General features: G+C 37.9%; 9 protein-coding genes and 2 pseudogenes. 2 read left to right on the forward strand and 9 right to left on the reverse strand.

All coding sequences use genetic code 11. From position 1 onward, the window contains the following. The first annotated feature begins 511 nt into the window (after positions 1–511). Positions 512–2,989, forward strand: a complete 2,478-nt coding sequence (locus VIK44_RS13910; RefSeq protein ID WP_331554495.1) for an HD domain-containing phosphohydrolase — start codon at positions 512–514, stop codon at positions 2,987–2,989. Between the two features lie 122 nt (positions 2,990–3,111). Here VIK44_RS13910 and VIK44_RS13915 read toward each other — a convergent pair whose 3' ends face one another. The 6 genes from VIK44_RS13915 to VIK44_RS13940 form a co-directional block, all read right to left on the reverse strand. After that, positions 3,112–3,510 (reverse strand): CsbD family protein, encoded by a 399-nt coding sequence (locus VIK44_RS13915; protein ID WP_331554496.1) that lies wholly within the window; start codon positions 3,508–3,510, stop codon positions 3,112–3,114. A 136-nt stretch (positions 3,511–3,646) separates the two neighbouring features. Beyond that, complete coding sequence (locus tag VIK44_RS13920) at positions 3,647–4,528, reverse strand: patatin family protein (RefSeq protein WP_331554497.1); 882 nt, start codon at positions 4,526–4,528, stop codon at positions 3,647–3,649. A 179-nt stretch (positions 4,529–4,707) separates the two neighbouring features. Next, positions 4,708–5,445, reverse strand: a complete 738-nt coding sequence (locus VIK44_RS13925) for a carbonic anhydrase (RefSeq protein ID WP_331554498.1) — start codon at positions 5,443–5,445, stop codon at positions 4,708–4,710. A 184-nt stretch (positions 5,446–5,629) separates the two neighbouring features. Beyond that, the gene (locus tag VIK44_RS13930) at positions 5,630–6,964 is read right to left on the reverse strand and encodes a hemolysin family protein (protein WP_331554504.1); all 1,335 of its coding nucleotides are present in this window, start codon (positions 6,962–6,964) and stop codon (positions 5,630–5,632) included. Positions 6,965–7,163: 199 nt separating this feature from the next. Further along, positions 7,164–9,152, reverse strand: coding sequence for a GAF domain-containing protein (locus VIK44_RS13935; RefSeq protein ID WP_331554499.1), 1,989 nt, complete (start codon positions 9,150–9,152; stop codon positions 7,164–7,166). A 33-nt stretch (positions 9,153–9,185) separates the two neighbouring features. Further along, a complete protein-coding gene (locus tag VIK44_RS13940) occupies positions 9,186–9,821 on the reverse strand; it encodes a hypothetical protein (protein WP_331554500.1) in 636 nt (211 codons plus the stop codon). A 288-nt stretch (positions 9,822–10,109) separates the two neighbouring features. On the opposite strand from VIK44_RS13940, the gene VIK44_RS13945 reads away from it, so the two are divergent. Next, entirely contained in the window at positions 10,110–10,565 is a 456-nt protein-coding gene (locus VIK44_RS13945; RefSeq protein WP_331554501.1) for a ferritin family protein, read from the forward strand. 291 nt (positions 10,566–10,856) lie between these two features. Here the strand turns inward: VIK44_RS13945 and ald are convergent. The 3 genes and pseudogenes from ald to VIK44_RS13960 form a co-directional block, all read right to left on the reverse strand. Then, positions 10,857–11,979 (reverse strand): annotated as a pseudogene (gene ald / locus VIK44_RS13950) (alanine dehydrogenase). 212 nt (positions 11,980–12,191) lie between these two features. After that, a complete protein-coding gene (locus tag VIK44_RS13955) occupies positions 12,192–12,416 on the reverse strand; it encodes a hypothetical protein (protein WP_331554502.1) in 225 nt (74 codons plus the stop codon). A 14-nt stretch (positions 12,417–12,430) separates the two neighbouring features. Beyond that, positions 12,431–12,722, reverse strand: a pseudogene (locus VIK44_RS13960) (flavodoxin family protein); the annotation flags it as partial.

The raw sequence follows: 12,722 nt of genomic DNA on the forward strand, positions 1-12,722 counted from the left end.
TCTGACCGAGAACACTTCTCGTTTCCGACTTTTAATCGGATATGGTTTTTTGAAACCGTGAGAACCTTTCTTGAATCAATTTATGATTTTCAATTACCTTATTTCTAATTTGCTTGTGAGGTTTCTTCCTCTCTTAATTTCGGAGCAATCTGTTTTCTCATTCAAATTTTTCCAGATGCCTTTAAAATTGAAGCATTAACCTTTGGCAGGTTTTCACGTCGACCTGGGTTATTTTTTCTTTATTTTTATTGGCGAGCTGTGGTATTGTTTGCTTTTCAATGACCGAGATCATTGAATTCAGAAAAGGTTTGGGTTGATTTTTGACTTGAATACATTGTATCACCTATTTAATAAAAGTAAATAGACAAAATGTAAACGTTTGTATTTATTTTGTGTATTAATTTAACTGCTTTGTAAAAACAAACTGGAAATTTCAGCTGGCGTCTCGTAATTTTAAATGTTAAAATGATTGAGCAATTATTTTAGCATTAATACTTTTGAGGTGTAATAAATGAAACAGATGATCAAGCGATTCTATATTGTGGGGGTTGTTGTCACCATCACAGTGGCCCTGGGAATGTTTATTGAGTTTAAGTATTTTGAGCATACAATCATGGAACAAACACAGGCAAACATCCTATTGGAACGGGATGCGGTTGCCAGTGACATCTGTTCCAGATTGGGCAATATGGGACAAGTGATAACAGATGCAGGGAGTTACACTGCCATTGAAACAGATGAGAGTAAGATTCTCGACTATTTAAAAGCTCTTGAGACTAATAATCCTTCGTTTATATCCCTTTACTTTGGAACCCCTGATAATAAAATGATTAATAGCAGTGGATTTGTGCCTCTGGCATCCTTTGACTTAAGAACCCGACCCTGGTATATAAAAGTTGTGGCATCGGATCAGCTGATTTTTACGGAACCTTTTGTGAATGCAACAAAAGACCAGCTTATTGTCACTGTGGCCAAACCTGTTTATAATGTAAAACATGAATTTCTGGGTGTCATTGCAGGTGATATTTCCATCCATAGCATTATCAATTTGGTCCTGGATAAAAACAGTTCTGAAGAACAATATTCATTTTTAATTGATGGCAAAGGCAATATTCTGGCGCATCCCTACTATATTTATAATGAAACTTCTGATCTCGTTAATATCAATGCTGTTTCGGAAAATCTATCGGCAGCAATGATCCAAAATAAAACTGGCAGTACGGCGATTGTACTTAATGGTATACCCGGTTATTTGGCTTACCAGCCCATTGTTGGAACGGATTGGACGGTGGGAAGCTTTATGGGAACCGCTGAGTATGTCAAGACAGCCCTGCAAGCACTTGTGATATTTTTACTGAGCCTTCTATCCTCGGGGTTTATTATTTTTGTCATATTGATTCTGCAAAAAAGGTACATTCTACAGCCCCTATTGAAATTAGACATGGATATTCAGGGAATTTCTATTGAAGATAACGTTGCCTATCGAATGAAAGCAGAAAATGATACCTTTGGTGTTATTAGAAAATCTGTCAATAACGTTCTTGAAAAAACCCAGAATTATTTCGATGAGCTCAATGCCAGTAAAGAGGCTTTGGTCATCAGTGAAGAAAGAAATCGGGCGATTGTCAATGCACTGCCTGACAGTGTGTTTATATTAGATGGCGATGGAAGGTTTATAGATTTTCACGTTAATGATGAATCCTTTTTAATATTGAGAAAAGGGGAATTTATGGGTAAAACATTAGTTGAAACACTCCCAGGCGATCTTGCCATCAAAGGGAATAAAGACATATCTCAAGCATTACAAACAGGCAACATCCAAATGTTTGAGTACTGTGTAAATTTTCCGGATGGCAATCACTATTTGGAGATAAGAACAGTTAAAAGCAGCGAGGATGAAGTCATTGTCATCGCCAGGGACATCACCGAAAAGAAAAACAATCAGATTTATATTGAGTATCTCAGTTATCATGATCAGCTCACCGGTCTCTATAACAGACGTTTTTATGAAGAAGAGATAATACGTTTGGATACAGAGGAAAATCTTCCCCTAACCATTGCCCTTTTGGATGTAAATGGATTAAAGCTGACAAATGATGCTTTCGGGCATTTGGCCGGGGATATTCTGCTGAAAAAATTGGCGGATCTTCTCAAAAAAGAATGCCGGTTCTCTGATGTGATTTCAAGAATCGGCGGGGATGAATTCACGATTCTCTTTCCGAAAACAACATCGGCTGAAGTCTCGAAAATAGTTGAACGTGTTTATAAAGCAGCTTCAAAAACGGATTTGGAAAACAGTATACTCTCTGTATCCATTGGCTGGGAAACAAAGACAGCCATGGACCAGTCCATGGATGAACTTTTTATAAAAGCGGAAGATCATATGTACCGGAAGAAGCTGGTTGAAAGCAAAAGCATGCGAAATCAAACCCTGCAAGCCATTACGAAAAAATTAAATTATAAAAATGAACGGGAGAAAAAGCATTCGGATCGGGTGAGCATCATCAGTAAAAAAATTGGTGAAGCCATGCATTTGGATTATGAAGTGATTAAGGAAATTGAAATCGCCGGCTTACTCCATGACATTGGAAAAATAGCGGTGAGTGATGACATTTTAAACAAACCGGGAAAACTCACCGAGGCTGAGTATTACGAGATCAAAAAACATCCGGAAGTTGGTTATCAAATTTTAAAATCAGTGGATGCCTATTCATCCATTGCCGAGTTTGTCCTCGCACATCACGAAAGACTGGATGGCAAGGGATATCCTCTAGGACTGACAGCAACTAAAATTCCATTTATTGCTAAAATAATTGCGGTTGCAGATTCCTTTGAAGCCATGGCATCCGATCGTACCTACGGAAAAGCACTTGGCCATGATAAAATAATCAAGGAGCTTCGGAGGCATTCAGGCACTCAATTTGACCCGGAAATTGTTAAGGTGTTGATTGATCTTATCTTAAACGATACAGACACAACCAGGGATTAATTCATGATGAGCGGCTAAACGTACAGAGTGAACTAATTTTTATAATAAAAATCAAAGAGGTTTGCAAAAAAAAAGAAAGTGAAACCGATAATGGCTTCACTTTCTTTTGTATCTCCTGGTTTCTATTTTTTCATTTTTTCTTTTATGTCATTAATGGCTTTTTCAGCGGCTTCTTTGGTCATGCCGTATTTTTCCTGAAGCTTTTCCACCAGAACTTTAACATTGCCTTTAACGGCATCGAGATCCTCGTTTGTAAGTTTGTCCCATCTTTTCTGGACCTCAGTTTTAAATTGTTCCCATTTTTCTTCAAACATTTCTTTATTTGTATGTTGTTCTTTGAGGTCTTCAATGGCTTTCTCTGCGGCTTCTTTGGTCATGCCATATTTTTCCTGAAGTTGTCCCACCAGGATTCTTACATCGCCTTTAACAACATCAAGATCATCGTTTGTGAGTTTTCCCCATCTTTTCTGGACCTCACCTTTAAACTGTTCCCATTTTCCTTCAAAAATATCTTTATTCATCGCGTTATCTCCTTATAAATTATTATTTAAACACTTGTATATCTAGATACCCTAATCGTATATATTTTAACACTTATCAAAAAAGTACTAAGTACTGACTTTCTAAAAGTTCAGTAACCTTTTGGTGCGTTTTTTCCTATTCCATTCCCAGAAACGCTTTCCACCTGGGTAAATCCCGATGTCCCTGGGCATAACCTAATTGATAGCTTTCTGACAGCTTGTCAAAATTAATCTCCCGATTGGAAACCGGCATGGTTTCAGGGTAAACAAGAAAGGCTTTGCCCTGACTTTCCAGGGCCTCCAATTCATCAAGGGTTTCGTTGTAAATAATATGGCGGGTGAGCATGGCTTCGACAACCTGTGGATATTTGCGGTAATAGGCTTTAATTACCCCTTTAAATTTCACCGGAGTTTTTCGGTAGCCTTTTTCACGGGTAAGTACAACGAAAAACTTATCAAAACCGTCTTTTTTTGCAATATCCAGGGCAATTCCCCCACCTAGACCCCCATCCACGTAGTAGTCTTCTCTATAATAGGTCGGCGGCATGAAAATCGGCATGGATGATGAAGCCCGGACAATTTTCATTATGTCCTGCATTTCATGAATATCATGCTTGGTATAATAAATAACTTTTCCGCTTTCCCGGTTAAAAACACCAATGCGCAGCTTTGCGGGATTTGCCATAAATACCTTGAAATCCAGGGGCAATGATTCCCCGGGCTCCGAGGTTTCTTCATAAATATACTGGGAGCGAAAAAATCCTTCTCCTTTGAAAAAGGATTTCCATCCCCCGAATTCGGGATCCAAAACTAAATCCACAAAGGAACGCTTAGCCCGCTTCATATCTCTGGATAAATAGTTGACACTGTGGCTGGAACCTGCGGAAATACCGGCAACATAATCAAAATAGAGTTGGTTTTCCAGCAGATTATTGACAAACCCGGCGGTGTAACTGGCCCGCATTCCCCCGCCTTCAAAAATCAATGCGGTGTTTTTAATATTGTTAATGATTTCCATGGTTTCTCTATCTCCTTTGTGCTTTGAACAGTTTGTAATTTAATAATATCACATTTGGGTCATGATATCCTGTTTTAACACAAAAAAAACAACGACTACAGAACGTTGTTTTTTGTTGGTTTAGATACGCGTTACTCATTATTGACAATGCGGTAATCAAAGTTTCATTTGACCGGTTATTATACTTCTGGAAGATACACGACTGTTCCAGTGTCAAGATCATATTTAGCACCGACAACCTTTAGTTTACCGGCTGCTATAAGTTCTTCGATGATGGGGCTTTTTTCTATTTCCACTACTGAATTTTTAATGTTTTCATCAATGGAGTCTTCGTACACATCACTTTCAGGAACCCCGGTCGCTTTGACTTTTTCGACAGATGGTTGGATTTTATCCACAATGGAACCAATGCTTCCAGCGGGTACTCCGCCATCCATCGTTGCCTTTACAGCACCGCATTTTTCATGGCCCATCACAACAACGAGCTGAGATTTAAGATGTTCAACTCCATATTCGACGCTTCCCAAAGTGACGGGATCAATGACATTTCCGGCCACACGAATGACAAATAATTCTCCCAGTGCCTGATCAAAGATTACTTCAGGTGGAACACGGGAATCAGAACAGCTGACAACAACTGCAAATGGAAATTGTCCGTTATTTGATAAATCTGCACGTTTTGCAACACTGATGTCCTTAGTAGTCGTTTTAGCATCGACAAATCTGGCATCGCCCTCCTCAAGTAACTTCAAAGAATCTGCACCTGATACATCGGTTAATACTGCTGCCTCAGACTCATTATTATTAGAACTGGTTTCGTTTTTCTGTGGCGTACAGCCTAAGAGCATTGTTAAAGCAAGTACAAGAATTATGCAAAATATGCATTTCTTTACTTTTTTTGTTGGTACTTCATACATGTTTCATTTCCCCTTTTATTAGATTGAAGGTAACCTTCTGAAGAGAATTATACACCTAATAAATGGATAGTCAATGCAATGCGTGCATAAATATCCATTTTTCCAACAGTAATCGGTTACTAGTGGAAAAACGTCCTTACTCGTTCCAAAGTCCAAATTTAAAAAAAATACAGGAAAATCCTCATTAGATTTCCTGCAGATTATCTTTTTTTTCAATGGTTATCTTGACGCTCTCTATTCTTTTATCCTTAACTTTCTCGATATTAAAAATAATATTATTATATTTAACGGTGTACTCTTCATCATCAAGTGGGATCTGACCGAGAAGCATTATCAATAAACCGCCTAATGTATCATAACTTTCTGAATCCTCATCCAAATTAAGGAGCAGCTTTTCATTCAATTCTTTAACAGATATTCGCCCTTTTACAACAAAGACGGTGTCGTCAATCTTTTTAATATCCGGAGCTTCGTTGTCATATTCATCTTCGAGCTTTCCCATAACTTCTTCAATTAAGTCTTCCATGGTTACAATACCTGAAAAACCGCCATATTCATCAATTAAAATGGTAATCTGCATTTTCGAGGCCTGGAGATCTTTAAACAATTCATCAATGTTTTTTCGTTCCGGGACAAAGTAAGCCGGGCGAATGATAGTTCTTAATTCGACATTTTCAAATCCGACTTTATAAGCTTCAGCCATAAAATCTTTCATATAAAGAACCCCGATAATATTATCACTGTCACCTTTAAAAACAGGTATTCTTGAATGCTTTAAAGTGAATAATTCGCTGAGGTAATTTTTCAGGGGTATATCTATATTAATTAAATAGACTTCCGTTCGAGGGGTCATGATTTCTTCTGCCAGTTTATTATCGAACTCGAAGATACTATTGATCATATCTTTTTCAGTTTCATTAATGGCACCGTGCTCTTGTCCGACTTCAACAAAAGATCTGATTTCTTCTCTTGAAACTTTCTCTTCTAAATCATCAACACTGACCCCTGTTATCCGGATCAGTAAATTTGTGGACACTGAAAGCAATTTTACAAAAGGAGCCGTTACTTTCAAAAAAAATAAAATGGGTCTGACCGAAAAAAGTGCGATTTCTTCTGATTTTTTCAGTGCCAATCTTTTTGGATATAATTCCCCGAAAACAAGGGTAATATACGATAAAGTAATTGTCACCAGAATCAGGGCTGCATCATAGCTATAAGGGATACCGAATTTTTCCAGCCATAAACCTAATCCACTGGAAATCCCTGTTGCAGCATAAGCGCTTGAAAATAATCCGGCAAAAGTAATGCCAACTTGTATGGTTGAAAGAAATTTAGTCGGTTCCTTGATCAACTTATTTAATAGGAGCGCATTATTATTGCCTTCTTCAACTAAAATTCTAAGTTTATTTTTATTAAGTGATACAATTGCCATTTCTGCCGAAGCAAAAAATGCGTTTATTAAGATGAGGATAACGATTATGATAAATTGCGGCGTAAAACTCGCAGGGTCAGGGTCCATATTTTTTCCTTTCAAAAACAAAATTCCGATTACTCAATACAAAAGATTGAAGCATACTCTATTAAATATAACATAATTTACCTATTTTTTCAATCGTTTATCAAGTATTGCTTGATAAACGATTGATTGTTATACATTGTGGCGCAGTCGAAGAGTGCTTTTCCTGGATCATGAATAAACTTGGAATATTTTGAAAATTTTACAAGCGCAGTACTATTACTGTTATCATTTTATTAAGACAGTCCTGTTTCAGTCGATTGCATACTGCTTCATAGGCGTCTTTGTCCAAACCATCAATGGGTGTATTAACAATAATAAGCATGGGTTCCTTTATTAGGGCAACCGCATATTCAAGTAAGACATATTCAGCATCGGTGAGGTTTTTTACAATTGTTTTCAGTTTATGCTGTAAACCAACTTTTTCAGCCAAATCAACGATGCGTTTCGACCTGTTCCTCACATACAAAAAATGCTTCCTTAACACGGTCTCCACACTTTTATTGGTATCACGGTATTTCGGTGGTAAGAAAATTTCCGAATATTCCTGGCTTCGAAGAACTTTCAGCTCGGCTTTCATAGAGGCATTAAATTTTCTGCGGTTGAATACAAGAACTTGATCTTTCTCCAGCTTTTCCCCACAGATCATTTTAAGGAATGTATCCTTTTCCTTAGTTGATGAAAAACAGAATTCCTTATACCCATGTTTTTCAATGGAAAAAAGTCGCTCTCTACCCTGCTGTATCCGCAAAAGCGTGAAATCCCGACAGCTATCAAAGGTTTGACCTGTTTTCCTGAAAACATCCAACATTGCCAGAGTCATATCATTTACCAGGGCAAAATCCTCTACCGTGAAAAAGCCATTTTTCTTATTGATCAGTTCCAAGGCGCCAAACACATCTTTTTCATCCACACCCAGGGGCACCGCAATTTCTGAGGTGATGGTGATACCCATGGCATGGTCCATCCCTTCAAAATGTACTTCGTACCGTTTTGAATCTCTGATAAAAAGTGGCAATCCCTGAAAAACGCATTGAGAAGCGATACCATTCCCTTCCCTGAGCTTTAATTGATAGAACTCATCTGCAACAGGACTCTTAATGATCAAAGGATAGATAAACTCACCTTCGCTATCCACATCCTTGAGCCAAAGAATTGAGGCAAGGGCATTTGTTACCATCAGAGCTTCATCCATAGTTGTACTAAAAAGCCGGGGAATTGAGTTGCTTGATTCAATTTGCATTTGAAACCGCTTGATGCATTCATCATGGCTGAAATGCTTTTCGCAGGAATAATCTTTAAAAAATTTGGCCTTTAGTTTATCCGTAATTTCTCGTATGACCCGGGTGCCTTCAAGATTCCCGAATTCATCAAAATTCACTTCGGCCAAGCCGTGTATGTTAATAAAGCCTTTGGTTGCATATCGATTAAGTGGAGCAGTGCGACTGATATATGATACATAACCAGCTTTTTTTGTGGGATCGTTGGCATGTACAATATACTCGAATCGTTCTGTTTTCAGTGCTTCCTTTTGGATGTTATTCATTGTACGCCAGCAGTAAGGCTGTGCATTAACGCAATAGGCATTGGTGTTTTCATTTAAACGATTAATAAAAACATAGGTTCCAAGATTACCGCCTTTGGAATGTCCCAATATGTTTCTTTCCCCTGAAATGCCCTGCATGTGCTTGTCATAAAAGTTCAGTGCCTTGGTATGATGGCCGGTAACAAACCCCAGTGACGCGGCCAGGCACCCGCACCAGTCAAGCATCATACTGGAAGGATACATTTGTTCACATCCACTAAAGGATACAGCACCATTGTTTTCACTGTCTTCAAAAGCAAGACCCACAAAACTGGTTTTTCGTTGATCCACAGTATTGCCAAAGGGTCCGTGGTTATCATTCATATAACCTGTGATCATAATGTCTCCCAGGTTTTCACTGGTTGCATATATTCTTCGAAAGTAGGCTTGTCTCAACTTTGCGAATTTCCTGCCCCGTTGAGACCGGTTAACAAACCCTGGATACATGGAGTGGCTGCACTGATCAATCAGGTCAATATAAAGATCCAGCATCATGGGTGTTTCCCGGGAAATAGCGGATTTGAATGTTGAAGGCAAATGAAAATAAACCAGTTCAAGAAGCAAGTATTTTTCCACATCCAAGAGATTGCACATTTTCAGGCTCATTTCCAGTAGACCTCTTTCTCATTTAGTTCATTATCATTTATCCGGTGCTCCATTAAAATATTTTCCTTTATACAGAAGAATACCGTTTTTATCATAGTATTTTCCTTCACCCTGCCAAATGCCGTTATTAAATTCACCCTCATATTTTAATTGTCCATTTTCATAATATTCTTTGCATAAACCTGAGGGCACGGAAGGGTCTTTCATGCTTTCATTATTGCCTGGCATTCGGGCAAAATGCCCTTCGATTTTCAAATTGCCATGATCATCATAAAGTCTGCCCTGCCCTGAGGCGTAACCATTCACAAAATGTCCCAGATATTTCAATTGCCCGCTTTCATCATACAATACGCCCTGCCCGGATGGGAAATCATTTTCATAATGACCTTCATATTTCAATTGTCTATTGCGATAATACTCTTTGCCCTGGCCTGTCTGTATGCCGTTAAAAAAGGTTCCTTCGAATGCGAGTCTGTTGGAAACGTATTTCCTGCCTTTAAATAAGCCACCATTAACGTAGTACCCTTTAATAAAACCATTTTTGCAAGGCACGGTTATCATCGGCTTAACATCCAGGGACTTTGAATCTTCAGATGTTTTTTGTGTGCTGATAATAAGCCATATTAAAAATCCTGAAATCAAAATGATAATAACAGCGATTACTCCCATAGTCACCCACACTTTCTAAAGTATCTGATATTGCTGATATCTAAGTTTCAGCCAATTATTTATCGGGTTCTTTCTTAAATTATACCCTTTTTGCTTGAGTATTTACAATACCTTCATTTATTTAGCAGCCTGTCACCTGTTATTATTCAGATAACTTATTTTCAATAATACACAGCCACTGCTTTTCGGGACTGCCTTCTGCCAAAATAGTTGAAAAAATTTACCAAATAGGTTACAATCAAGACATGTTATATTTTAACAAATACATTCCTTGCAGGAGGGGAAACTATGGAAAATGCGTCAGTATATGAAATCTTACAATTGGCTATTAAGATTGAAGAGGAAGGGGTTAAATTTTATAATAACTGGGCTTCCAGTGCTACAGGAAGAGTAAAAGAAACGTTTAAAAAATTAGCAATGGACGAAATGGAGCATGTATACTATTTTAAAGGCTTATATGATAACTTAAAAAAGAATTCAGAAGTTAATTATCTATTTGAAGAAGAAGCCTCCGCATATTTTAAAGACTATGCTGTTTCAGCTGCATTTAATAGAGAACAGGTGAAACTAAACTCGGTTAAGGATGCAGTTGAAGAAGGAATTCTAACAGAGAAAAAATCAATTGACTATTATGAGTTTTTATCAAAGCATGCGAAAGAAAGTACAAAAGAAATGCTTGGAAAAATTATTAAAGAAGAAGAACAACATCTGGTTATTCTTGAAAAATTATTACTGGAAGTCTAGTGATTAAAAAGCGTGTTGACAAACCTCTTTACGGACATTTGTTTATCGTTGTGTGCTGCAAGATTGTACAGGCTACGCCTGTTCTCCATAATGCATACAATATGATGAAATAAAAATCCGCAAAGAGGTTTGTTTAGTTGCTTTGTCTACAGTCGAAAAGAGTGTTTAAAAACGCTCTTTTCTTATTTAAGGAACTCTTTCTTCTTTACCATTTTACAGGCTGATTTTTCTGGTTTCAGATGATTCTCCTGAAAATCAAAGCATTTTTATTACACCTTGAATTTTTATAGGCTAAATAAACAATAATTCTTGAGCTGAAACATATTCTTTACCCAAGCCTTCGGCTACAGCTTTATATGTTATATGCCCACGGTAGGTATTTAATCCTGCCATTAATGCGGGATCTTCTTTCATCGCTTTTTCCGCACCATTGTTGGCGATATTCAGGAGGTAAGGAAGTGTCGATCCTGTCAGTGCATAGGTGGATGTCTTTGGCACTGTACCAGGCATGTTGGCAACGGAATAGTGAATGACACCATGCTTTTCAAAACAGGGTCTATCTATGTGTTGTATTGTGATCAATGGTTTCTACAGTTCCACCCTGATCAATGGCCACGTCGACAATAACAGATCCCTTTTTCATATTTTTCACCATTTTTTCTGTTACAAGTTTTGGTGCTTTCGCTCCGGGAACCAATACCCCACTGATAAGAAGGTCTGCCTGGGAGGTAATCAGAGCCATATTATAGAGGTTACTCACCAATGTGGAAACTCTGCCGCGAAATATGTCGTCAACATAAGCTAATTTTCTTTTGTTGATATCGATAATGGTTACCATTGCACCTAAACCTACAGCCATTTTTGCTGCGTTGATTCCAACGGTACCTGCTCCGATAATGACGACTTGTCCGGGTAAAACACCGCTAACGCCTCCTAATAATATTCCTGCACCCCCATTGTATTTTTGAAGCATGGTAGCACCTACCTGTACGGACATTCTTCCGGCCACTTCACTCATCGGTATGAGCAACGGAAGTGATCCATCGGATAGCTGTACCGTTTCATATCCAATTCCGGTAATATGTTTTTTTATTAATAGTTCTGTTAAAGGCAGATTAGGTGCCAGATGCAAATAGGTGAATAAAATTTGGCCGTCTTTAAGGAGTTCATATTCGGTATCAATCGGTTCTTTTACCTTTACGATGATGTCGGCTTCCTGGAATATATCTCTACAGTATTGTCTTATTACAGCTCCTTCATTCACATACTCACTGTTCTGTATTCCGCTTGCTTCGCCTGCACCTTTTTCTATTATGACCTGATGCCCTGCAGCTGTAAGCGCATGGACGCCATCAGGCGTTATGGAAACTCGGGATTCATTATTTTTTATTTCTTTTGGTATGCCAATAATCATTTTAAAACCGCCTTTCAATGGAGATATTATATCACTATATTTCCGCCAATGAAAAGATTGACACGCATTTTTTAAGTCACATAATCTTGCCATGCCGACAGGTGTTTAAAGGCATCAAAGAAGCCAATGACTTTTAAAATCTTTGGCTTCTTTCTATTTGAAACAGGTGACAATGATGGAATTTCTTTCAATGCAATTCAACCCAGTCTGGATTAATTCTGTTGGTCTGTGATAGAATCTTTTCCATATTCAATCTTATTCAGCAAATCTGTTATTTTCTGAGTCAATTTGTCAACATTCGTTTCCAGGGAGTTATCAACCTGGGAACAATTTCCGTCAAATCCATAAATTCTTCCATTACCCAGTTCCTTCAAAATATAATGTATCTCTGCAATTTCCTTATCATACTTTTTTGAAACATCAATTACTTTTTCCATGAATTTCTCCTGTTCTAATCGACTAAGTCCGCCCCGAATTTAAATGCTTCTTTACACTCTACAGGGAATACCTCTTCTCTTCTTTTTGCTTTGGCCTCAGCATTAAAACCGGTTACCATATATTTGGAATAGTCATCAAATTGCATGGTATCCGTTACAGTCATTGATTTTGAACTCCCAAAGAAACGTTTCAGAATAGCTTCATAGCCTTTGAATTTTTTTTCATAACCCAGTTCTTTTATAACCCGTTCGGGAGCACCCATGGTAAAAATAAAGCCTGTTTTAATTTTTTTTGGAACAAGCACG

It is taken from the genome of Acetobacterium sp. (assembly GCF_036508315.1).
In the GTDB taxonomy this organism is placed as follows: Bacteria; Bacillota; Clostridia; order Eubacteriales; family Eubacteriaceae; genus Acetobacterium.